Origin of the sequence: Myxococcus sp. CA039A, from assembly GCF_013336645.1 — a bacterium.
Taxonomy (GTDB): domain Bacteria; phylum Myxococcota; class Myxococcia; order Myxococcales; family Myxococcaceae; genus Myxococcus; species Myxococcus llanfairpwllgwyngyllgogerychwyrndrobwllllantysiliogogogochensis.
In genome coordinates this window covers 19363-41809 of record NZ_JABUMQ010000022.1, presented here as the reverse complement: position 1 = coordinate 41809, position 22447 = coordinate 19363, and the positions used below count along the sequence as shown (strand labels likewise).

Below are 22447 nucleotides of genomic sequence, written 5' to 3'. Positions count from 1 at the left end.
TTGTTGGCGGAATGCTGAGCGCCGCCCCACGTGCTGGCACGGCTCCCGAGTTCTTCTGCCGCCGGCGCCTCTCGTGCCTCAGCCCGGTCCCCCGAGGCGCCGGGTTGCCTCCTCCTCGGGCGGCTTCTCCTTCGGCGAGATGAGCTGGGTGGGCTCCAGCTCGGCAGGCGCGGAAGGTGGCGCACGGGACAGCAGGGCCTGCACCTCTTCGGGTGTGGGGTCGCTCAGCTCGGACAGTTCGCGCTCATGAGACCAGCGTTCTGGGTAGTTCTCGCGCAGCCAGCTCGCGAGGTCGACCACGGGAAGCGCCTGCCTCACGGGGAGCAGCGCCTGCTCCAACTCGCTCGCATCCGAGAAGCGCTTCGCGGGCGTCAGGTGCAGCGCCTTCTCCACAATCCCACGAAGCAGCCGATTCACGGGGGGAGCCTCCGGGCCTTCCCACCGCGCGCGCTGTTGCAGGCTCAGGCTGATGCCCGGAAGGTCTCCCCAGAGCAGCTCATGGAGGACGCAGCCGAGCGCGTAGATGTCACCCGACGTCGTCGCCTCCGCACCCGCCCGACGCTCCGGAGGCATGTACGCGAGCTTGCCAATGACATCGCCGGCCTGGGTGAGCCGACTCACGGGAGGCAGAGACGCCGTCGAACGCGAAGCCAGCTGCTCCTGCGGACTGCCCACCCCATGCGCGATGCCGAAGTCGACGACCTTCACCACCCCGTCGAACGTCACCACCAGGTTGTCCGCGCTGATGTCGCGGTGGATGACGCCTCGCTCGTGCGCGTACGCGAGCCCCTTCAGGGACTGCAGGCAGATCTCCACCACGACCTCGAGCGGCACCTCGCCCCCGCGTCGCACCAGCCTCGCGAGCTTCAGTGCGTTCACCCCGCTCAGGTACTCCATGACGATGAACCACGCGCCGTCCACCTGTCCCAGGTCGTGCACGGACACGATGTTCGGGTGGTGCAGGCGCGCGGCGGTGCGAGCCTCTCCAATGAAACGGTGGAGCCGGACGGCCGGGTCTTCACTGTCCTCGTCGACCATCCGCTTGAGGACCACCAGCCGATGAAACCCCGCGCGGCCCGTGCGCACCGCCAACCAGACCTCGCCCATGCCGCCACGTCCGAGGCGCGAGAGCCGTCGGTAGCGATGAATTCCCGTGCCCAGGTCCGCGCCCCTCAAGGACCGAGCGGTGAGGATGGCGAGCGAGGTGGTGGCCAGGAGCAGGAACGGAAGACCCACGAGCGCGAACAGGGGCGGACCTGAAATCCACCCGACGTCCACCGCCAGCTCTCGCCCCAGGATGCCCAGCGCGAGCAGGGCGGCCCCAAGCACCGCCGCGGCCATGGCGCCCCGACGCTTCAGTGTCAGCAAGGCCTCCAGGGCCCACGTGCCTCCCACCGTCACCGCCAGCAGCCAGAACATCGGCAGCCCCAAGCCCACCGTCGCGCGGGACAGGTCCTCGGACGTCATCCGGGGCCCCGACGTCGCCAGCACGGACCCGAGCACGTCCGCGACCCGCATCGCTCCGAAGGCCACCGCCACACCCAGCAGCACCCGCCGCGAGCGCGTCAGTGGCACGTCCAGCAAGGCCCAGAGGACTCGCAGCAGCGTGTAGGGCAGGGGAATGGAACACAGCGCGCCGAGCAACAACCATGGACGGGTGTCCACGAACATCCACCCGACTTCGTGCCGAGTGGCCCCCGCGGAGAGGCTCAGCGCCGCGAAGCCCAGGAAGCTCGTCGCGAGCCATAGCTGGACACGTTGGGAGCGCACCGCCGCCCAGGTCGCGAAATGCACCAGCGCGAGCACGAAGAATGCCCCCGCGAGCGCCAGGTGCAGCATCGTGTAGGGCGTCACGGGCGGGAGCCTAACCCAGACACCTCGGTACTCGCGAATTGCAGCCTATCCAGGAGGATGGGGCCGCCGTGAGTGCCCCGGGGATGACGCGAGGTCTGCTCGCGTCATCGACCCGGCGAACAGCTACTTCTTGCCCGCGACCTTCGCGTAGGTGCCCTTGAGCGTCACGCCGACGGCGAAGGTGCCGGCATGGCACTCGATTTCAGAGGCGTTCTGCAGCTCGTTCCTCTTGTAATAGCTGACGATGTTGACGACGGCGTTGGCGCCGCGCTTCTGGGCGCCTTCCTGGAGCGAAATCAGCGCCGACAGGATGGCCCACTTGCAGCCCTCCTCGTCGGACTTGCCCACGCCGCTGGTCTTCTTGTTGGAGACGTCCTCGCCCAGTTCCTTGGTGACTTCGGGCGTCTTCGCGCCGGCCAGGTAGAACTTCACCGTGCCATCCAGCTTCCCCTGGGCCTGCGGCATCGACAGGACGGAGGCGAGCGGAATCATCGTCACGGTGTCTCGCGCCAGCGCGGGGCTGGAGACGGTGAGCGCGAGCAGCGACAGCAGCATTGCCTTCTTCATGGGGTTCTCCGTCACTGCCACCGGCGGAAGATCAACGACGTGTTGATGCCGCCGAAGGCGAAGTTATTGGTCATGACGACCTCGGTCTGGATTCTTCGGCCATCTCCCACCAGATAGTCCAGCGGAGCGCAGCGCGTATCCACCGAGGCCGCGTCCAGATGCAGCGTCGGAGCGAACCAGCCCGAGCGCATCATCTCGATGGTCATCCACGCCTCCAGCGCCCCGCAGGCCCCCAGGGTGTGCCCCATGTAGCTCTTGAGGGAGGAGATGGGCATCCGCTCACCGAAGACCTGCTGCGTCGCCGTGGTCTCCGCCACGTCGCCCGTGTCGGTGGCCGTGCCGTGGGCATTCACATACTCCACGACGCCTGGCTCCAGGCCCGCGTCCTCCAGCGACAGGCGCATGGCCTGGGCCATGGTCTCCGCGTGGGGCTGGGTGATGTGTCGCCCGTCGCTGTTCGTGCCGTAGCCGACCAGCTCCGCGTAGATGCGCGCGCCTCGGGCCCTGGCGTGCTCCAGCTCCTCCAGCACCAGCGTGCATGCGCCTTCGCCGAGGACCAGGCCGTCGCGCTGCGCGTGGAAGGGTCGGGGCGTCAGCTCGGGCGTGCCGTTGTTCTTCGTGCTGGTGGCGAACAGGGTGTCGAACACCGCGGCCCCCGTGGCATCCAGCTCCTCGGCGCCGCCCGCGAGCATCGCCACCTGCCGGCCCATCTTGATGGCCTCGTACGCGTACCCGATGCCCTGGCTCCCCGACGTACACGCGCTCGAGGTGGTGATGATGCGGCCCGTGAGGCCAAAGAAGACGCCGATGTTGACCGCGGCGGTATGGGACATGGACCGCACGTAGGACGTGGCGGTGATGCCCTCGGTGCTCTTGGCCACCAGCATCCGGCCGAAGTCACCGATGCTCGGCGGCGAGCCCGTGGACGAGCCGTAGGACACGCCCATCTTCCCGCTCGACAGCAGCGGGTCTCCCAACAGCCCGGCATCGACGAGCGCCAGCTCACTGGCGCGCGTGGCCAGCAGCGCCACCCGGCCCATGCCCCGCATCGTCTTGCGCGAGTACGTCTGCGGCGGCAGCACGAAGGGCGCGGCGGGGGCACCCACCTGCGTGTTCAGCCCCTCGTACTGCTTCCAGTCCTCGATGACCTGCACCGCGTTGCGCAGCGACTTCAGCCGCGCCTCCACTTGCGGCCAGTCGTGACCCAGGGGGCTGAGGGCTCCAAAGCCCGTGACGACGACGCGCCTCATCCGAACAGCCCTCCGTTCACGGAGATGACCTGCCGCGTGACATAGCCCGCGTCCTCACTCATCAGGAAGCTCACCGCGGCGGCGACCTCCTCGGGCCGTCCCAGGCGCTTGGCTGGAATCAACTTCAGCGCCTCCTCCACGATGTGCGGCTCCACCATCTCCGTGTCAATCAAACCGGGCGCCACGCAGTTGACGGTGATGCCCCGGCTCGCCAGCTCCACCGCGAGCGCCTTCGTGGCGCCGATGATGCCGGCCTTCGCCGCGCTGTAGTTCACCTGGCCCCGGTTGCCGGTAAGCCCGGAGACGGAGGACAGCGTGACGATGCGGCCCGGCTTGCGCCGACGGACCATCGGCATGGAGAGGGGGTTGAGCACGTTGTAGAAGGCGTCGAGGTTGGTGTGAATCACCGCGTCCCAGTCCTCGGGCGGCATGGCGGGGAAGGCGTTGTCCCGGGCGATGCCCGCGTTGCACACCACGCCGTAGTAGCAGCCGTGCGCCTCGACGTCGGCGAGCAGTGCCTTCTCCGTCTCGGCTCGGTTCGCCACATCGAAGCGCAGCACGCGGGAAGCCCGGCCCAGCTCGCGGACCTGGGCGGCCACCGCCTCCGCTTCCTCGACCTTCGCGCGGCAGTGCACCACGACGTCGAAGCCGTCGCGCGCCAGCCGCAGCGCCACCGCGCGGCCAATGCCCCGGCTGGAGCCCGTCACCAGTACCGTCTTCTCACTCATCCGTGCCCGCCTTCATCACGTCCATCGAGGCCGGGAGCTGGAACACCGTCAGCGCGGCCGTGGCCACCGTCTCGCCTCCAATCCCGAGCGTACAATCGAACTGGCTCATCCCGTTGTCCGTCCAGAACTGCCGGCGGACCTCGATGCGCAACTGCTCGCCCACCTTGAACGCGGGGCGGCTGCACTCATACCGACGGGTGCCGAGCAGGAAGCCCATCCGCTGGGTCTCCCCCTGCAGCCGCTGACGCCAGCCCGCGTAGGCCGCGATGGCCTGGGCCATGAACTCGATGCCCACCCAACCGCCCACGGCGCCGGACTCCTGGAACAGGCAGTCCTCGCGCAGCGTCACCTCGGCCACGAGGCTCTCCTCGTCGCCCTCCACCGCGCGGTCGATCAGCCGCATGCGGTCGGCGTGGGGCACAATCTCGGAGATGTCGAAGGCAATGGGCGTGCGCATCAGGCCCTTCCCAGGATGAGGGCGGCATTGCTGCCACCGAAGGCGAACGAGTTGCTCAGGACATAGCGCGGCGGGCGCCCGAGCGCCTCACCGGGCTTCACCAGCGCGAGGGCGGGCAGTGACGGGTCAGCCACTCCATCCCACCAGTGCGGAGGCAGCCGCCCCTGGGCGTCGTCCGTGAGGGTGAGCCAGCACAGCGCCGCCTCCAGCGCCCCCGCGGCCCCCAGCGTGTGGCCCGTGAGCGGCTTCGTGGAGCTGCACGGCACGTTGCCCCCCAGAAGCGCGCTCACCGCCCGGCTCTCCATGGCGTCGTTCTGCGGCGTCGCGGTGCCGTGCAGGTTGACGTAGCCCACGTCGGCCGGGGTGATTCCCGCGCGCCCCAGCGCCGTCCTCATGGCGATGAGCGCGCCCCGGCCCCCGGGCTCGGGCGCGGAGAGGTGGTGCGCGTCCGAGGACTCGCCCCAACCCGCGAGCCGCACGGGCCCAGGCTCGCGCGTCATCAGGAACAGGGCCGCGCCCTCGCCGATGTTGATGCCCCGGCGGTGGACGCTCATCGGGTTGCAGCGCGCGTCGCTCACCGAGTCGAGCGACGTGAAACCCGCGATGGTGAAGCGGCACAGCGCGTCCGCGCCGCCCGTGATGACGGCGTCTGCCGCGCCGGAGCGCAAGAGCCGCGCCGCCGTGGCCAGGGCCTTGGCGCTGGACGAGCACGCGGTGGAGATGACGAACGAGGGGCCCTTCACGCCCAGCACATGGTTCAGCGCCATGGCGGGAGAGCCCAACTCTTGTTGACGGACATCGAAGTTGGAGGGGAGCTGGCCAGTGGCCGCGCGCGAAACGATGGCGGCCTCGCTCTCCCCGATGCCGGAGGTGCTGGTACCCAGGACCACGGCCACGCGCTCCGGGCCATAGCGCCGCATGGCCTCGTCCACGGCGGGACGCACCTGGGAGAGCGCGGAGAGGAGGAGCGCGTTGTTCCGGCTGCGCAGCGGCACCGGCAGCTCGTCCGTGGGGGGGAGCGGCTTGGTGACGTACCCCACGTGGAGTGGCCGGTCCGCGAAGTCGAAGCGCTCGGAGACGCCCGTGGGCCTGTCACCGAAGAGGGCCGTGGCCACCTCGAGCAGGCCTTGTCCCAGGGCGCAGACGAGGCCGAGCTGATTCAGGAAGACGGGCGGAATCATGAGCTCATTCCTCCGAGGGGCGTGACTCGATGGTCAGCCGGTAATGCTCCGCCAGGTTGACCAGCTCCGCGCGGCCCACCCAGCGCGGCTCTCCATCATAACGCACCGTGAGCCAGTCCTTGTCCGCGTGGCGCAGCACGCGCATGCCCGGCGAATCCTCCAGCGTCCAGTCCGGCGGCAGGGCCGCGCGCACCGCCGGGGCCGGCCAGTAGACCAGCTGGAGGTCCCGCAGCACCGTGCGCGACTGGAGCTGCTCGGGCACGCGAGCGTCCCGCTGCTCGTCCAGCTTCGCGCCGTCCCACTGCAGGGTGAAGACGCGCTGGCCCAGCGCGAACCCCGCCAGCTGGAGCGACGACGCGTCGATTTCGACGAGCGCCTCCAGCGAGCGAGGTCCGCCCGGGTCCGCGTCATGCGCGAAGCTCAAGCGCTGCGACAGGCTCACGCTGCCTCCGAACGTCGCCGGAGCCAGCGTGAGCGTGGGCAGGGCCACCTCCGGCGCCACCCGCCGAGGGGGCGGGGTGACGCAGGAGACGAGCCCGAACAGGACGACGATGGGAATCAGGCGGCGCACAGCTGCTCGAGTACGCCGAGCCGTCGCCGGCTGTCAGCCACGAAGGGGTTCTCCTTGTCCCAGGCGTAGCCGGCCAGGATGGCGGAGATCATCCGACGCACCTCGGGGGACGCGTTGGGGTGGAAGATGACGTTCTGGAAGCCGCCCGCGTACCAGGACTCGACGAAGGTGCGGAACGTGTCCACGCCCGCCTTGAGCGGCACCGCGTAGTCGCGCTCCCAGTCCACCGTCTCGCCCGCGAACACACGGCCGATGCACTTGGACGCGAGGCTCGCGGACTTGACGGCGATGGTGACGCCCGAGGAGAACACCGGGTCCAGGAACTCGCCAGCGTTGCCCAGGAGCGCGAAGCCGTTGCCCCACAGCGACTTCACGTTCGCCGCGTAGCCGGTGATGCTGCGCGCGGGCGTGTCCCAGACGGCGTCCTTCAAGAGCTTCGACAGCGTCGGGTCATCCGCGACGATGGCCTTGAGCCGCTCGGTCTCGGTGCCCTGGAACTGCTCCAGGTACTCGCGCTTGGCCACCACGCCCAGCGAGCAGCGCCCGTTGGAGAAGGGGATGGTCCAGTACCAGACGTCCACGTGCTTGGGATGCACGGTGACGCGAATCTTGCTGCGGTCGAAGTTGCCGCCGGACGGCACGCGGTCCTCCACGTGCGTGAAGAGCGCGCCGCGCACCGGGAAGTTCGACGGCGTCTCCAACTGGAGCAGGCGGGGCAGCACACGGCCAAAGCCGCTGGCGTCGAGCAGGAAGCGCGCCTGCACGCGGTAGGTCTCGCCCTCGGGCGAGCGCACCGTGATTTCGGGCTCCGCGCCGGTGACATCCACGGACTCGACGGTGTGGCGGAAGCGCAGGGTGGCGCCCATGCGCTCGGCGGCGAGCGCCAGCACGTGGTCGAAGGTTCCACGCTGCACCTGGTACGTGGTGCCCCAGCCCTTGGAGAACTTGTCGCGGAAATCGAAGTCCGTGTACGTCTCGCCGCGCGCGAAGGCCGCTCCATTCTTGAACTGGAAGCCCGCCTCCACCACGTCGCGAATCATCCCCGCTTCCTCGATGTACTCCATGCTCTGCGGCAGCAGGCTCTCTCCGATGGAGAAGCGAGGGAACTGCTCGCGCTCCAGGATCAACACCTGACGACCCTGCTTGCGCAGAATCCCCGCGGCCACCGAGCCAGAGGGGCCCGCCCCAATGATGACGACTTCTGTCTTTTCTACCTTCACGACACGTCCTTGCCAGGAGGCAGTCTGCAACAGGGCGTGAGCAACCAGATGGTGACTTCGCCCAGTAGCATGGTGAGACCAAAGGAGCGCAGGGCCGGAGTGGCCGAGAGCCCCAGGAGACCGAATGAGAGGAGGGTGCTCACGCCCGCGAGTGCCACCGCGAGCCAGGCGGAGCCCTCACCCGGGTGCTCCAACATGAAGATTCCGTAGTCCACGCCCATGCCCAGCAGCAGCATGAGGCCCAGCACGCTGAAGAGCTGGAGCGGCTCGCCCACCCAGCCGAACACCGCCAGCGTGACGAGCGTGCCCACCACCGTGGGCAGCCAGGCCCGCCACGCCTCGCGTCGGAAGCGCACGACGAGCAGCAACAGCACCGCGACATAGCCCAGCAGGATGAGCCCGCCCATGAGCCGGCGGTAGCGCTCCAGGAGCCGGGAGATCTCCTGCGTCTTGTCCACCCACCGCACGCCCTCCAGCCCCTGAGCGGCGTCGGCGATGCGCGGGAGCACCGACGGGTCATTCAGCCCGCGCAGCATGACGATGCTGAAGTGCTTCTCGCCCAGGCGCCCCAACCACTGCTGCCGGATGGCCGCCGAGGCGGGACTGGCGAGCAGCCGCTCCGGAGTGAGCACGTCGTCCGCGAAGCGCGCGCGGGTGGGCTCCTCGCCCGTGGCCTGGGCCACGGCGGCCACCGCCTGCGCTTCCGCGCGGGCGCTCAGCTTCGCGTCCGAGCGCTGCTGCTCCGCGCTGGGCAACCAGTCAGACACCGCGCGATAGCCCGCGAGGACCTTGTCCGTCACCAGCGGGTCCAAGCGCGCCTTCAGCGAAGCCTCGCGCGCGAGCACCTGCTCCTCGTCCTGGCCTCCCACGAGGAAGAACTGGGCGGGGCTGGGCAACCCCAGGAGCCGCCCCAGCTCGCGCTGGTCGGCGATGAGATGCGCCGGCGCGCCCTGCAGCTGTCGCACGTCATCGCGCGTCCGCACGCGCCACAGCCCTCCGATGATGAACAGGACGAGCGCCGCGGTCCCCACCCACCACGCGCGGGTGGAGGCGAAGCGGGGCCAGCGCGCCAGGGACGTGGCGAAGCGCGTGGAGAAGGACGTCACGGGCAGGGCGCCGGTGTCCAGCGTCGGGAACCAGCAGGCCACCGTCAGGAACGCGCCCACCAGTCCCGTGGCGGAGAACAGCGCCATCTGCCGCAGCCCGGGGAAGGGCGCCACGCCCAGGGCCAGATACGCCACCACGCTGGTGAGCAGCGCCATCACCATGCCCGGCAGCAGGCTGCGCATCAGCGGCCCGCGCTCGGAGGGCGGCTTGCCCTGGCGCGCGGCGAAGTAGTGGAAGCCGTAGTCCTCCGCCACGCCGACCAGGCTGGAGCCAAAGACGAGCGTGAGCAGGTGGACCCGCTCGAACACGAGCGCCGTGACGCTCATCGCCACCGCGCAGCCGATGCCCAGCGACACACCCACCAGGATGATGGGCCGCACCGAGCGGAACGTCAGCCACACCAGCACGAGCACCGCCACCAGCGAGCCGATGCCAATGGTGGACATCTCGTTGCTGGCCTGGGACGCGGCGGCCTCCGCGTACAGCGGCACGCCCGCGGCCACCACCCGGCTGCCGGGCACCTGCGTCGTCACGGCGGCCCGCGCGCGGTCCACCACGGTGGTGATGTTTCCGTCGGCGCCCAGCGCGAAGGCGGAGACCTGGCTGTGCCACGCCAGGAGCACCCACTCGCGGCCTTCGCCAGACAGCCAGAGGCGACCGTCGCGCGGGCGCGCGGTGCTTTCGGAGGCGCGCGCCGCCCACCAGTCCGGCCACAGGCCCAGCGGGTCCGCCTCCCAGTCCGTCAGGTGGGGCCCCGCGGGCTGGTACAGCTTCATCAGCGCCGTGCCGCCCAGCTCCTCCGGTGTCGCCCGCGAAAGCCACGTGCGCTGCGCGGGCGTCAGCAGCCTGTCTCGATAGGGACGGTACAGCTCCAGCGCCGCATCCAGCGAGGACGCGTCCAGGGCGGAGGGGCTCAGGAGCGAGGTGTCCTTCGAAAGCTCCGCCGTGACGAGGTCCGCCGCGCGCTGGGCGGATGCCCAATCCGGCGCACCCACCAGCAACACCAGCTCCCGGCCCGCCTGGTCCGCGAGCTTGCGCGTGGCGGCATCGACCTCCGGGGCCTGCTCGTCCTCGGGCAGGAGCGCCAGGACGTCGGTGTCCAGGCGCGCCGAGCGCCAGAACTGGACCTGGTGCACACCCACGGCCAGCACCACCAACAGCCAGAGGATGGCGGCCCTATTTCGCAAGACGCCCGGCTTCCGCGTCATTGGGGGCGGGTGTCTGGCTCAGCTTGTCGAACTGGATGACGCTGGTGTCGCCGCGCGCCTCGTCCAGCTTGACCTGCCTCACGTACGAGTCTCCCTCCAGATGGATGCTCTTGAAGACCCGCGCGAGGCCCGCGTCCGTGGGCGTCAGGGTCAGCTTCCAGCCTGTCGTGCCCACGAGCTCGCCCTCGACGCGAAAGCGCTTGGACAGCGCGGCCACGTCACCGGACAGGAGCGCGAACATCACCTCGTTCATCGCCGCGAGCCCCGGCTCCTTGCTCGCGTCCAGGCGATAGGCCGCCGCGCCCGTTCCCTGCTCGGCGCTCAGCGACTTGCGCGTCAGCGTGAGCGTGGACGCGAAGGGCACCCGCGTGTCCCACAGCACGCCGTGCTCCCGCGACAGCAGGAACGCCCCGCGCGAGACGAGCGGCTTCTTGAAGCCGGCCACCGTCTTCTTCTGCTCGAAGTCCCCCCGCAACAGCGGCACGTCCGCCAGCCGGGCTCGGACCCCCGCGACGATGTCGTCACCGGCGCTGGCCGTCGAGCCCACCAGCAGCATCACCAGCAAGAGCGCGCGCTTCATTCGGGCTTCACCCCCAGCCGCTGCCAGAGCACCGGCGGACAGATGTACTGGAGCTCCTTGGTGGCCATCGACACGGCGACCTGGACGGTGTGGGCCTGGTTCACCTTGCGGCCCGTGGAGGCGTCTCGAATCACATAGTCGATACGGAGCCGGTTCTCCCATTCGGTGATTTCGGCGCGAATCTTCAGCGTCTTTCCGTAGAGCGCGGGCTGCACGTACTTCAGCCGCATGTCCACGACGGGCCACGCGAAGCCGGACGCCAGCATCTGCGGGTAGTCGTAATCGAACTTCGCCAGGAGCGCGCACCGCGCCAGCTCCAGGTACTTCACGTAGTGGCCATGCCAGACGACCTCCATCAGGTCGATGTCATGGAAGGGCGGCGACAGCTCGATTTCATGGCTGAGGTCAGGCCTCATAGAGCCCCCACTCGCGGGCGCGGATGGCGCCCAGCAGCCCTTGCAGCTCCTTGTCCAACGCTCGGTCCTCCACCACCAGCGGGATTCGCTGCTCCAGATCGGCCTGCATCGACGCAAGAGACGGCGCCAGATTCATTTCTTGAGCAATCCGGCCGCGCAGGGTGATTCCCTGACGCGCCGCGATGAGCATCGCCGCCACCACCTGCTCGGACAGCTCCAGCACCCGGAGACAGTCGCGCGCGGCGATGGTGCCCATGCTCACCTTGTCCTGGTTGTGGCACTCGGTGGAGCGGGAGAACACGGACGCGGGCATCGTCTGCTTGAGCGCCTCCGCCGTCCACGCGGAGACGCTGATCTGCACCGCCTTGAGGCCGTGGTTGATGGCCGCGCGGGGCCCCGTGGAGCCGGAGAGGTTGGAGGGCAGCCCGTGGTTGTAGCGGGTGTCCACCAGCAGCGCGAGCTGCCGGTCCATCAGGTCCGCCACGTTGGCCACGGCCGTCTTGAGCCCGTCCATGGCGAAGGCGATGTGGCCCCCATAGAAGTGGCCGCCGTGCAGCACCCGCTCGCTGTCGGGGTCGATGAGCGGGTTGTCGTTGGCGCTGTTCAGCTCGTTCTCGATTTGCGCCCGGAAGAAGGGCAGGGCGTCCTCGAGCACGCCAATCACGTGTGGCGCGCAGCGCAGGGAGTAGCGGTCTTGCAGGCGCTGCTCGTTGCGGCTCGGCCGGTCCGTGGCCAGGTCCACGCGCAGTCGCGCGGCCACGCGCTGCTGTCCCACGTGCGGCTTGAGGGCGAACAGCGCCTCGTCGAAGTGGTGCGCGTTGCCGGCGCTCGCCACCACGTTGAAGGCGGTGAGCCGGGTGGCCAGTCGTCCCAGGTACTCGGCGCGCTCCCACGCGAGGCAGGCCAGGGCGGTCATCACCGCCGTGCCATTCATGATGGCCAGGCCTTCCTTGGGGCGCAGCTTCAAGGGCTTCAGGTCGTGCCGCGCGAGCACCTCCGCGGCGGGACGTCGCTCGCCCCGGTACCAGACCTCGCGCTCTCCGCAGAGCACCGCCGCCACGTAGGAAAGCGGCGTGAGGTCGCCACTGGCACCCACCGAACCCTCGGCGGGAATCAGCGGCAGGATGTCGTGGCGCAGGAGCAGCTCCAACTGGGTGAGCAACCCCAGCCCCACGCCGGACACCCCCTGGGCCAGCGAGGCCAGCCGCGCCGCCAGCACCGCGCGCGTCTCCTCGGGCGTCAGGAACCGGCCCGCGCCAATGCCGTGGTACGCGTAGAGGTGGTGCGGCAGCTCGGCGATCAGCTCGGGCGGAATGGAGACGGTGCACGAGTCTCCGTACCCCGTCGTCACGCCGTAGATGTTCCCGTCCTCCGCCAGCAGCCGGTCCAGGAACTCCGCGCCCCGGGTGATTCTGCGGCGGAAGTCGGTGGAAGTGCTCAGCTCGGCGTCACGCTCCCGGCGTGACAGCGCGGACACGTCTTCAATGGCGAGCCGGCTCCCATCGAACCGGACCGCACGCTCATTCTTGATTCCTGGCGGAGGCATTCGCCTGATCCCAAAAGGGAAAGAAGTTGAACCAATCGAACGGAGAGCGCTTCAGCAGCGCCGTCACCCGCTCGGCATAGTGTTGGGCGTGGCCCGTCAACGCGGCCGCGCGCTTGCCCCGGGGGAGCTCGACACGCTCGGCCAGGGTCTCGAAATGGATGGTGTATCCGTTGTTCTCGTGGATGCACCCCAGCAGGTACAGCGGGCACTTGAACAGCGAGGCCAGCACGTAGGGCCCCACGGGGAAGGCGGCCTTGTGCCCCAGGAAGTCCACGTCCACCGTCTGACTGGCGCTCACCGGCACCCGGTCTCCGGCAATCACCACGAACCCGCCCTCCGTCACGTACTTCTCCAGCGCGACGGCCGTCCCAGGCCCCATGTCCGTGACTTCCACCAACTGGAACCCGCTGTCCGGATTGAGCCGCTTGAGCAGGCGGTTGAACTGCTCGGCATGTCGGGTGTGCACCAGGATGTGGAGCTTCACTTCGCCACGCTTCTCCGCCATGGCGCGACACAGCTCCAGGCAGCCCATGTGCGCGGTGACGATGATGCCGCCCTTGCCCGCCTTCACCACCTCGTAGAACTGCTCGCGCCCCTCGGTGTGGACCTGCTCGAAGTGGTATCTCCCGCTGACGGCCAGGAGCTTGTCGAGCATCGTCTCCGCGAAGGTGACCATGTGGCGCAGGCTGTCGCCTCGCCCGGGTTTGCGCCCGAGCGCGCCGGTGGCCTGCTCCACCCGCGAGAGGTACTGGAGCGATGCCTTGCGCACCACGGGGCGGGCCAGCCAGTGCACCAGGACCACGGGGTACAGACAGAGGCGGAACGGCCAGCGCCCCAGCAGCCGGTGGACCCAGTACAACAGCCAGATGCCGAGCACGAAGGTGCTCTCGCCCATCTCCGCCCAATGCCGCGGCTTCATGCGGAGACCTTCCGCCACAAGAGCAGCGGCAGCCGCAGCAACATCCCGAAGAAGAGCCGGGCGTGCATGCGGGAGATGCGCACGTTGTCCCAGAGCACGTCGAAGTGGGAGATGCCGTCGGTGGGGTAGCGCACCTGGGTGGGTTGGTTGAGGATGCCCACCCCTCGCCAGTACAGCCGCACGATGACTTCCACGTCGAAGTCCATGCGCCTGCCAATGCTCACCGAGTCGATGAGCGCGAGCGTGGGCGTCAGCGGATACACGCGGAAGCCGCACATCGAATCGCGGATGGCCAGTGACAGCGTGTTGATCCACACCCAGATGTGCGTGGCGTAGCGGCCGTACAGCCGGCCCTTGGGCACCGACTCGTCGTAGATGGGCGTGCCACAGATGATTTTTTCCGGGGCCGAGGCCGCCAGCTCGACGAAGCGGGGGATGTCCCGGGTGTCGTGCTGGCCGTCGGCGTCAATCTGCAGCGCGTGGCTGAAGCCGGAGGCCTTCGCCGCCCGGAAGCCCGCCATCATCGCCCCGCCCTTGCCCTCGTTCCGGGGCAGGCGCACCAGCTCGATGCCGGACCTGTCCGCCTCCGCCAGCGTGTCCAGGACCTTCGCGCAGCCCGGCTCGCTGCCGTCATCCACCAGCAGGCACGGCAGCCCGTGCGCGCGCACGGAGTTCACCACCGCGCCCACCGCCTCGCCGTGGTTGTAGACGGGAATCACCACGCAGAGCTTCATCCGCGGACCTCACCGAGCAGGATGCGGCCGCTCCCGTGGGTGCCGGCCTCGGACGTGTACTTGAACTGGAGGCTGCCCTTGGCCTGCGTCCAGGTGAGCTCCAGGGTGAGGAGCGTCTCGGGGACGATGAGCTGCTGGAACTTCACCGCCTCCATGCGGAGGAACTCCGGCGGGAGCGTGAACAACTCCCGGCCCAGATGGAGCGCCCACTCGATTTGCGCCACGCCGGGCAGGATGGCCTTCTCCGGGAAGTGGCCCTTGAAGTACGGCAGGCTCGCCGGTGTCTCGATGCTCAGCACGGCGCGGTCCGCGGTGTGCTCGAGCACGCGCAGGGGCGGGCGGCGGGAGTCGAAGAGGGCGACGAGCGCGGCCTCGGTGGATTTGCCCTGGGAGTTGACTGGCATCGCCTCCAGATACCGGAATCGACGCGGAAGGACACTGGGCTCGAACTGGGAAGACAGGTGCTTTCGGATGGCCCGGTTCAGGAAGGGCTTTCCACTGTCGGCGTGAAGGTGCCGGCCGGTGGGCCCCAGCACGGCCACCACCCCCAGAACCGAGCGATTTCCCTCGGACAGGGGCACCACCCGCGCCTCGCGGACGAGGTCACTCTCCAGCAGGGCCCGCTCCATGGCGCTCAAGGAGACCCGCTTCTCCTCCAGTTTGAGCAACCGGTCCATGCGCCCCAGCAGCTCGAAGCCCTCTGGCAGTACCCGGGCCCGGTCCTCCGTCTGGAACCAGTTCCCGTCCGGCAGGTGGGGGGAGCGGACCGCCAGGGCGTCCTCCGTCAGGCGGACCTCCACGCCGGGCATCGTCCTCCAGCTCAGCGCCTCGTCCTGGGTGCGCTGGCGCCAGGCGATGCCCCCGGTCTCCGAGCTGCCGTAGACCTCCACGGGCGCCTGCCCGAGCAGCCCGCGACAGGCGTGCAGAGCGTCGGTGGACAGGGGGCCCCCCGAGGAGAACACCGAGCGCAGGTTCCCCCGCACGCCCGCCCAGTCCAACGTGTCCGGCAGCCGCTTGAGGTGGGCGGGGCTGGCGATGAGCGCCGCCGGCCCGTGCGAAAGCTCGGCGACGATGTCCTCGGGGTACGGCAGGCTCCGGGCCAGGAACGGCCGGCCCGACGTCAGCGGCCAGAGGACCCGGAACAGCAGGCCGTAGATGTGCTGGTGCGACACCGTGGCGAGCACGCGGCAGGGACTGGGACCGAGCCTGTCATCGAAGAGGTCCGCCAGCGTGGCGACCTCCCGGGTGAGCTGCCCCAGGTGTTTGGGGATGGCGGCGGGCTCTCCGCTGGAGCCGGAGGTGTAGACGACCAGCGCCTGGGCCTCCGGGGAGAGCGGCGTCCACTCCGCGCGCGCGCCCTCCTGGAACTTCAGGAGCGGGGTGGACGAGGGAATCTGGCCGGCGAAGCCGTCCACCTCGCCGCGAAGCTTCTCGCGCGTGGTGGGCTGGATCTCCGAGGGAAGATAGACGCACCGGCCCGCGTGCCAGGCGCCGAGCAGGGCCGCTGCGAACTCGAAGGTGTCCTCGAAGGAGAGGGCGAAGCGGTGGCCCCCGTGCCGCTCATACGCGGCGCGCCAGCCGGCGGCCCGGGCCTCGAAGTCCGCGAAGGTGAGCACCTGCCCCTCGCGAAACGCCACCGGGAAGTCGGCGGGGCGTCCACGGCTGAGGAGGTGTTCGATGGCGATGCGCTCAGCCATGGGCGTGGCTTGCCTTCACGCGTCGGCGCACCAGCCACTCCCCGGCGAAGAGCACGCCCATCAGCCCATAGGCGATGAGCCCGTTGTACAGCGCCCACGTGGCGTCACTGGCCCACAGCGCGGTGCCCAGCGCGATGCTCCCGTTGACGACGAAGAACCCGCACCACACCTGCGTCACCCGCCGCGTATAGGCCACGCCGGACGGGGGGAGCTCGGGCTCGCGCAGCCGCGCCAGCCGTTCGATGACGCTGGGAGGGGACACGAGGCTGGTGGCGAAGACGGTGAGCAGCATCGTGTTCACGAGCACCGGATAGAGCTTCAGCGGCAATGCGTGGTTGCCCAGCAGGCTGGTGCTCGCGAGGACCAGGGCCCCCGCGGCCGTGACGAGCCAGACGCGCTCGCGCGTGGCCACGGCCCGCACGACGGCCATGCCCGCCAGGGGCACCGCCATCCAGCGAGGCTCGAACCGGCCCAGGCCCCAGTACACCAGCAGCGGATACGCGAGGCTCAGCACGCCGAGCAGCGCTGGACGCAGAAGCTTCACGCCGCCACGGACTCGTCGAGCAGGCTGTGCAGGGCGTCGACGACGTCCTGAATCGTCCGGACCGACTTGAAGACCTCCGGCGGAAGCCGCTTGCCCGTCACGGGCTTGAGCTTCACGAGCAGGTCCACGGCATCGATGCTGTCGATGTCCAGGTCGTCGCGGAGGCGGGCCTCGGGGGTAATCCGGGCCGGGTCGATGTCGAAGGTGTCCTGCAGGAGCGTGCGCAGGTTCTCGAAGAGCTGGGTCTTGGTCATGTGCATATCCCCCTCGAATGGGTGGTGCGGGTCCTCAGGACTTGCGGTGGGCGCTCACGAAATCCGCGAGGGCGCGCACACTGGCGAAGTGACGGCGGTTCTCCTTGGAGTCGCTCGCCAGCGCTACCCCATAGGCCTTCTGGAGCGCCAGGCCGAGTTCCAGGGCATCGATGGAATCGAGCCCCAGCCCCTCGACGAACAGCGGCGCCGCCGGGTCTATATCCTCCGGCTTGAGGTCCTCGAGGTTCAGCGTCTCGATGACCAGCTTCTTGATTTCCTGCTCAAGCGCCTGCATGGCGTTGTGTCTCCGTGGAGAAGTAGTCGTGCAATCTCTCGGTGAGATGGCGGGCCGCGAGGGCCTCTCCGTGCGCCTCTTCGACCAGCGACGACACGCGAATGTCGTCTTGAACCACGATGTTGAACTTCATCCGGGTGGGGGCCACGCGCCACCACGGCATCCCCTTGGTGAGCGCCATGGGCGCCACCTGGATGGTGACCGGGGTGATGTCGCACGGGCCTCGCACCGCGATGTTGGCCGCCCCGCGCTGCAGCTTCATGGGGCCGGACAAGGGCGTGCGGGTGCCCTCCGGGAAGATGATGAGGTTGTTGCCCGCCTTCACGGACGCGATGCAGGCCTCTACGAGCTCCGGGCCGGAGTCATTGCAGAGGTAGCCGGTGGCCTCGATGGGGCCGCGCATGAAGGGGTTGTTCGCCAGGCTCGCCTTGACCACGCAGTCCGCGTTGGGCACCAGCGAGATGAGGAACACGACGTCGATGAGCGTCGGGTGGTTGGCGAGGATGAGCAGCCCGGGGCGCGCCAGCTTCTCCACGCCCTCGACGCGGTAGTCCAGGCACCCCAAAAAGTGCATCAGCCCGACGAAGAAGCGGAACGAGTGGTGCACCGCCAGCCGCGCCAGCCGGGTGCGGCGCGGCCTGTCGCGGACCAGGAGCGACAGCAGGGGGAAGAACAGCAGGCGCAGCGCCAGCCCCCCCACGCCGAAGGTGGCGAAGGAGATGCCCGTGGCGATCACCCGCCAGCCGCGATCCAATCGCTCAAGCATCGCGGTGCCACCGCCAGAGTCGGGAGCCCGTGTGGTGCTCGAAGCGCGCCTCGCCGGAGACGAGGAAGCGCAGCACGGAGAGCTCCTCCGGCAGCGGGTCCACGGACGTCCGCTCCGGTGCGCCCTCCGAGGCGCCGCAGGTGAGCTGGTAGGTGGGGCCTTCTCCGGCCGCCCGCACGCTGCAGGCCCAGGCATGCGGGAGCGCTACCTGCTCGGGGAAGTGCGCGAAGGGGGCGGGGCGGGGCTCGTCATAGACGACGACGAGGACCTCGGGGGCGCCCTCGGCCAAGAGGCCGCACGCCTCCACGAAGGCCGCCTCCACCGTCTCCGCGCCCGCGGCCACCGCGCTCTGCGCCGTCAGGTCACCCCGGGCGATGGAGTACAGCGCGCCAATGGCGTTGTGCACCGACAGGCTGAAGGACGTGGGCGACAGCGGGGTGGCCTGGGCCAACTGCTCCAGCAGCTCCACGGAGCGGCCCATGTCCCCGTAGCGCGACGCGAACACCATGGGACACGGAGGCGCGTCCGCCTGGCACGAATAGGCCGCCTGCAGCGCGATGCGACCCAGCCGGTCCACCCGACGGCGCATCATCGCCGGCATCTCGGTCAAGGGCGGGGTGCCCTCGGCCGGAAGCGGATGCGGCTGTGAGAGCCAGGACCGCCAGGCGTCTTGCCCGACAAGCCCGGGAGCCCACGCGGCCCAGTGGTGGACGGAAAAAACCATGATGGCAGGGAAAAAGGCGGATGCTGCGTGCGGCGGTCCTCTACCAAAGCATCATATACGAGACAATTGGCTCCAATGAGGATTGCCTCGGAGGACGAGCCAAGGGGCCTCCGTATTCACTCGGCCATGCTACGCCGCGCCCGCACCGGGCCGAGAGGGGTGGGGCGGCGGCCGCGCTCGCATGGCCGGAGGGGAAGAAGCCGCGCGGCGCTGGGATTCGGAGCCGTGACGCCCGCGATTCCACCCGGAACGCAGCGCTCATTCGCACGTGGCGTATGCGGAGCGCCAGGGTGCAGCAACGCTGGGTGGTAGGGGGTGGGATTGGCCTCTCGCGGATTCCCCCCGGTCGGTTCCTACCCGGGGCGGAAGATGGATCTCCGGGCAGGTGCTTCGTGGGGGCTCATCGCTTCCGCCAGGATGGAATCGCGATGGGGTTGTGGCCCGTGAGGCAACGGACCGGGCCAACGGGTTGTCCTCGGGGCCACGCGTGAGTGCTCGCGCGGGAGTGATTCGCGAGGCCGCTCGTGGGGGAGAACGCCGCGTCGCGTCCCTGGTACGCCGCTTGAAGATTGTGGGCGGGAGCCGTTCGTCCCAGGGAGCGCAGGTGATTCGCCGGAACGCCGGACCGGAGGTAGCCGCGAGGAGGCCCGACTCAATCCCGGGCGTTGAGAATGTGTTGGAGGAGCTGGCGGGAAATCTGGAGCAGCTTCGCGGCGCCGCGCACGCTGCCTCCGGACCTGGCAAGGGCCTCGTCCACGAGGGTGTCGCGGACCAGGCTCTCGAAGTGATGCAGCGGCACCTTGCCGGCGCTCGCCCTCAACGCGGGGCCCAGCTCCGGAGGGCCTGACAGCGTCTGGGTCCACACGGCTTCCAGCCGCGCGAGGTCCAGCGGCTTGGGGACGAAGGCGCGCACGCCACTGGCGGCCAGTCGGAAGGCCTGCTCGGCCGTCGCGCTGCCGCTGATGGCAATGACATACGGCAGGGGCTCCACCGCGAGCAGGTCATCCAGCAGGGAGTCGCTGGTGCCGTCCGGAAGGCTGACGTCCAGGAGCACCGCGTCGGGAGGTTGGGTTCGCAGCACCTCGCGCGCGGCGGCGAGGGTGGTGACGTGCGTGATTCGTTCAGCGCGGGATTGCAGGACGTCTTCGAGCACGCGCGCCAGGCTGACCGAGTCCTCTATCAGCAGGAGGTGTTGGACCATGGCCATACAGGAAAGCATAACACGCAAGGTCCTCACCGATGCGTCCAACGACGGCGAAGTGCTGGTGAGCGCGGTGCGCATCGTCTTCTGCGCGCTGGTCATGGCGCGCTTCCTGGCGTTGGGAGGCGTGGCCGCGGATGGGGGCTGGCCGGCCGCGGTGCTGGAGCTGGCCTTGTTGCTTTCGGGCATGACGCTGTCCGTCGTCGCGTTCTGGGCGGGACGGCGGCGACTGTTCGGTCCGAGGCTGCTGGTGGCCTCCGCGCTCCTGGATGCCGTGGTCGCCCAGGGCACGCTCCTGTCCACGTTGTTGTGGCATGGCGACAGCTACACCGGCCTGTTGCGGATGCCGGACCCCTCCGCCGTCATCGCGGTGGTCTTCATCACCGCGTTGCGACTGTCACCTCGTGTCGCCTGGGTGGGCACCGGCGCGAACCTGCTGCTCCTGGGGGGACTCGTCGCCCTCGACTTCCGGTTCAATGCCAGTCAACTGACGTATGGCGTTTCGGAGGTCGCGCTGCTCGTCATCTTCGTCGGCAGCGCGGGGAGCGTGGCCGCGGTCGCGTGTGGCGTGGCGCGCCGGATGGTCCTCAAGTCCGGTGCGGAGGGGGTGAGGATTCGCCGGGCGCGCACGAACCTGAGCGTCATCCTGCGCGAGCACCACGATGCGCGGACGCTCCTGTCGGCGGCGCGGCTTCGCGCGGACCTGCTCCTGAGAGACCCGGGAGGCGCCTCGTGCTCGCGGCATGTGCAGGGGCTGGCGTCGGACCTGCGCGAGCTGTGGGAGTTCGTGGAGAGCGTGAAGTCACGCGCCCTGGGCGAGCTGGCGATGATTGACGAGGCGACCCCCGTCGAGGTCTCCGCCACCCTGCGCAACGCGGCCGCCGTGGTCCAGACGCGCTACTCGCATGTGCGAATCCTGCTCGGGCCCGGGGCACCGGAGGGACAGGGGCCGCGCGTCTGGGTGGTGGGCGGCGAGCGGGGGCTGGCGCACGTGGTGACGAACCTGCTCGTGAATGCGTGTGAAGGGGATGGGCAACGTGGCGCCGGCACCGTCCAGGTGAGCGTCGAGCCGGAGGGCGGCACGCGGAACATCCTCCTGCGGGTGAGTGATGACGGGCCGGGCTTCCGGGCGGGGTTGCTGGACGGGGCGCGTCTCACGGGAGGCACGACGAAGCCGGAGGGCTCGGGCCTGGGAATGCGGCTGGTGGGCGGGCTCATCGAGGCGAGTGGAGGGTCGCTGCGCGCGTCGAATCTCCCGGAGGGTGGGGCTCGGGTCGAAGTGATGCTCCTCGCCGGTGGGTGAGCGTCTGGGGGGCCCGCCACCGCTTCACGTGGACGAGCGCCAGTCCGATGTTCGCGGCGAGCAGGACGGTCATCGGCTCGAGCGTTTCCTGGTGTGACGTGGGCGACAGCTTGAGCAGCACCGCCAGCAGGGAGCCGAGGGTGAGCACGCCGACGCAGTGACGTGCCCGGCGCTCGGCGCGCTCGTTCCCCCAGGCGATGCCCAGGCCGAGCGGGAGCAGCGCGAGTGAGAGGGGATGGGCCAGCCACTGGTTCTCGTTGAGGCCGAAGTAGGGGTGCTCGGAGCCGAGCATCAGGACGAAGCCGATGGCGCCCGCCGTGCCGAGCGTCGCGCCGATGAACGCGTGGTACAGGCCGAAGGTGACTCGGAAGGCGCGACGGTGCGTATGCGCGCGGGGCACCGCGAGCAGGACCATCGCGCCCGCAACGAGGAGGGCGAGGAGCCCTCGCGTCAGCGAGGTCGGGCCCGGGGCCAGCGGGGGAGGAATGGTGGTGGTCAGGTGCTCATCGTGGCTTCGCCTCACGAGCGGAGTCGAAGTGCCCTGTCCGCTCATGAAGGAGAACTCCGCGAGTGCCCGGGCCAGCTCCAGGGGAAAGGCGGCCTCCTCCCACCGGGTCATCGGCGCGTCCACGTCGTCGTTCAGCCAGAGCATCAGCGCCCACTGGAACAGCGGGGTGTCGCGGGTGTAGCGGCGAAGGTGCTCGCGGTGGGTCAGCGCGGCGGGGCCCGCGAGCCGGGCGTGCAGCGCTCCGCCCAGGGCGTCGTCCAATGCATCGCGCAGGCGCGTCGCGCAGTTTCCCCGCAGCGGGTCATACGCGTACTCGCGCGTCTCGGGATTCACGTCGCGTTCGAGGCGCGCGAGGAGTCGGCGCCGCTGCTCCACGGACAGGTCCAGCTCCTGGAGGAAGATGGAGCGCCCCCGCGCGCGATAGAGGAAGAACGAATGCTCCACCGAGAGCCGGGCGGCCCAATAGGTGGGTCGCTCCAGGAGGTAGCGCACCTCGGCGGCGGGGCCGTGGGAGGTCACGCCATAGCTGTAGAGCGCGACCTCACGCAGCCGCGTATCCTCGACCCAGAGGGCGCTGTGTCCGAAGCGCTCCTGGACGTATGTGCCGGGACCGAAGGTCACCACCTGGATGCGCAGCGCCTCCGGCTGTGCGCCGAAGTCCTCGGCCGTCGCGGCGAGCAGCGGTGTGCTCCAGAGCAGCCCCAGGAGCAGGGGGAGTGTCGCGAGTCTTCCCATGCTCGCGAGGGTTCCACTTCGCCGTCATCCGGGGCAGGGCAAGAAATCTGGCAGTGGGCAGGTTCCTGGCTTCGCGGCACCT

23 protein-coding genes are annotated in these 22447 nt (G+C 69.5%); 1 reads left to right on the top strand and 22 read right to left on the bottom strand.

What is annotated here, in order from left to right; all coding sequences use genetic code 11:
• Nucleotides 1-78: 78 nt before the first annotated feature.
• From HR086_RS05705 to HR086_RS05605, 21 genes are all read right to left on the bottom strand, one after another.
• Nucleotides 79-1854, bottom strand: a complete 1776-nt coding sequence (locus HR086_RS05705; RefSeq protein WP_174455076.1) for a serine/threonine-protein kinase — start codon at nt 1852-1854, stop codon at nt 79-81.
• Between the two features lie 123 nt (nt 1855-1977).
• The gene (locus HR086_RS05700; RefSeq protein WP_141640861.1) at nt 1978-2421 is read right to left on the bottom strand and encodes an excinuclease ATPase subunit; all 444 of its coding nucleotides are present in this window, start codon (nt 2419-2421) and stop codon (nt 1978-1980) included.
• An 11-nt stretch (nt 2422-2432) separates the two neighbouring features.
• The gene (locus tag HR086_RS05695) at nt 2433-3671 is read right to left on the bottom strand and encodes a beta-ketoacyl-ACP synthase (RefSeq protein WP_141640862.1); all 1239 of its coding nucleotides are present in this window, start codon (nt 3669-3671) and stop codon (nt 2433-2435) included.
• The gene (gene fabG, locus HR086_RS05690; RefSeq protein ID WP_141640863.1) at nt 3668-4399 is read right to left on the bottom strand and encodes a 3-oxoacyl-ACP reductase FabG; all 732 of its coding nucleotides are present in this window, start codon (nt 4397-4399) and stop codon (nt 3668-3670) included. Before fabG ends, HR086_RS05695 begins: the two co-directional genes overlap by 4 nt.
• Nucleotides 4392-4856 carry a hotdog family protein gene (locus HR086_RS05685; protein ID WP_174462255.1) on the bottom strand — a complete coding sequence of 155 codons (465 nt, stop codon included), beginning with the start codon at nt 4854-4856 and terminating at the stop codon, nt 4392-4394. Before HR086_RS05685 ends, fabG begins: the two co-directional genes overlap by 8 nt.
• Complete coding sequence (locus HR086_RS05680) at nt 4856-6037, bottom strand: beta-ketoacyl-ACP synthase (protein ID WP_174455081.1); 1182 nt, start codon at nt 6035-6037, stop codon at nt 4856-4858. The genes HR086_RS05685 and HR086_RS05680 overlap by 1 nt, the downstream gene beginning before the upstream one ends.
• A 4-nt stretch (nt 6038-6041) precedes the next feature.
• Nucleotides 6042-6608, bottom strand: a complete 567-nt coding sequence (locus tag HR086_RS05675) for a DUF3261 domain-containing protein (protein WP_174455082.1) — start codon at nt 6606-6608, stop codon at nt 6042-6044.
• Nucleotides 6596-7828, bottom strand: a complete 1233-nt coding sequence (locus HR086_RS05670; protein WP_141640867.1) for an NAD(P)/FAD-dependent oxidoreductase — start codon at nt 7826-7828, stop codon at nt 6596-6598. Before HR086_RS05670 ends, HR086_RS05675 begins: the two co-directional genes overlap by 13 nt.
• Nucleotides 7825-10122 carry an MMPL family transporter gene (locus HR086_RS05665; RefSeq protein WP_174465066.1) on the bottom strand — a complete coding sequence of 766 codons (2298 nt, stop codon included), beginning with the start codon at nt 10120-10122 and terminating at the stop codon, nt 7825-7827. Before HR086_RS05665 ends, HR086_RS05670 begins: the two co-directional genes overlap by 4 nt.
• Nucleotides 10112-10723, bottom strand: a complete 612-nt coding sequence (locus HR086_RS05660) for an outer membrane lipoprotein carrier protein LolA (RefSeq protein ID WP_174455084.1) — start codon at nt 10721-10723, stop codon at nt 10112-10114. Before HR086_RS05660 ends, HR086_RS05665 begins: the two co-directional genes overlap by 11 nt.
• Nucleotides 10720-11139, bottom strand: a complete 420-nt coding sequence (locus tag HR086_RS05655; protein ID WP_141640870.1) for a thioesterase family protein — start codon at nt 11137-11139, stop codon at nt 10720-10722. The genes HR086_RS05660 and HR086_RS05655 overlap by 4 nt, the downstream gene beginning before the upstream one ends.
• Nucleotides 11129-12685: a histidine ammonia-lyase gene (gene hutH, locus HR086_RS05650; RefSeq protein ID WP_174455085.1), complete on the bottom strand. Its 1557-nt coding sequence runs from the start codon at nt 12683-12685 to the stop codon at nt 11129-11131. Before hutH ends, HR086_RS05655 begins: the two co-directional genes overlap by 11 nt.
• Nucleotides 12660-13604: an acyltransferase gene (locus tag HR086_RS05645; protein WP_174465065.1), complete on the bottom strand. Its 945-nt coding sequence runs from the start codon at nt 13602-13604 to the stop codon at nt 12660-12662. Before HR086_RS05645 ends, hutH begins: the two co-directional genes overlap by 26 nt.
• Nucleotides 13601-14338 (bottom strand): glycosyltransferase family 2 protein, encoded by a 738-nt coding sequence (locus HR086_RS05640; RefSeq protein WP_174455086.1) that lies wholly within the window; start codon nt 14336-14338, stop codon nt 13601-13603. The genes HR086_RS05645 and HR086_RS05640 overlap by 4 nt, the downstream gene beginning before the upstream one ends.
• Nucleotides 14335-16035 (bottom strand): AMP-binding protein, encoded by a 1701-nt coding sequence (locus tag HR086_RS05635; protein WP_174465064.1) that lies wholly within the window; start codon nt 16033-16035, stop codon nt 14335-14337. Before HR086_RS05635 ends, HR086_RS05640 begins: the two co-directional genes overlap by 4 nt.
• Entirely contained in the window at nt 16028-16579 is a 552-nt protein-coding gene (locus tag HR086_RS05630) for a hypothetical protein (protein ID WP_141640875.1), read from the bottom strand. Before HR086_RS05630 ends, HR086_RS05635 begins: the two co-directional genes overlap by 8 nt.
• Nucleotides 16576-16833, bottom strand: a complete 258-nt coding sequence (locus HR086_RS05625; protein ID WP_141640876.1) for an acyl carrier protein — start codon at nt 16831-16833, stop codon at nt 16576-16578. Before HR086_RS05625 ends, HR086_RS05630 begins: the two co-directional genes overlap by 4 nt.
• A 34-nt stretch (nt 16834-16867) precedes the next feature.
• Nucleotides 16868-17128, bottom strand: a complete 261-nt coding sequence (locus HR086_RS05620) for a phosphopantetheine-binding protein (RefSeq protein WP_141640877.1) — start codon at nt 17126-17128, stop codon at nt 16868-16870.
• The gene (locus tag HR086_RS05615) at nt 17115-17894 is read right to left on the bottom strand and encodes a 1-acyl-sn-glycerol-3-phosphate acyltransferase (RefSeq protein WP_174462260.1); all 780 of its coding nucleotides are present in this window, start codon (nt 17892-17894) and stop codon (nt 17115-17117) included. The genes HR086_RS05620 and HR086_RS05615 overlap by 14 nt, the downstream gene beginning before the upstream one ends.
• Nucleotides 17887-18618 (bottom strand): beta-ketoacyl synthase chain length factor, encoded by a 732-nt coding sequence (locus HR086_RS05610; protein ID WP_141640879.1) that lies wholly within the window; start codon nt 18616-18618, stop codon nt 17887-17889. Before HR086_RS05610 ends, HR086_RS05615 begins: the two co-directional genes overlap by 8 nt.
• A 652-nt stretch (nt 18619-19270) precedes the next feature.
• Nucleotides 19271-19819 carry a response regulator gene (locus tag HR086_RS05605; protein WP_254614464.1) on the bottom strand — a complete coding sequence of 183 codons (549 nt, stop codon included), beginning with the start codon at nt 19817-19819 and terminating at the stop codon, nt 19271-19273.
• Here HR086_RS05605 and HR086_RS05600 point away from each other — a divergent pair.
• Complete coding sequence (locus HR086_RS05600) at nt 19818-21122, top strand: sensor histidine kinase KdpD (protein WP_174462262.1); 1305 nt, start codon at nt 19818-19820, stop codon at nt 21120-21122. The two genes, HR086_RS05605 and HR086_RS05600, sit on opposite strands and share 2 nt — an antisense overlap.
• On the opposite strand, the gene HR086_RS05595 is transcribed toward HR086_RS05600, so the two are convergent.
• Nucleotides 21034-22365: a DUF4105 domain-containing protein gene (locus HR086_RS05595; protein ID WP_174462263.1), complete on the bottom strand. Its 1332-nt coding sequence runs from the start codon at nt 22363-22365 to the stop codon at nt 21034-21036. The two genes, HR086_RS05600 and HR086_RS05595, sit on opposite strands and share 89 nt — an antisense overlap.
• Nucleotides 22366-22447 lie beyond the last annotated feature (82 nt).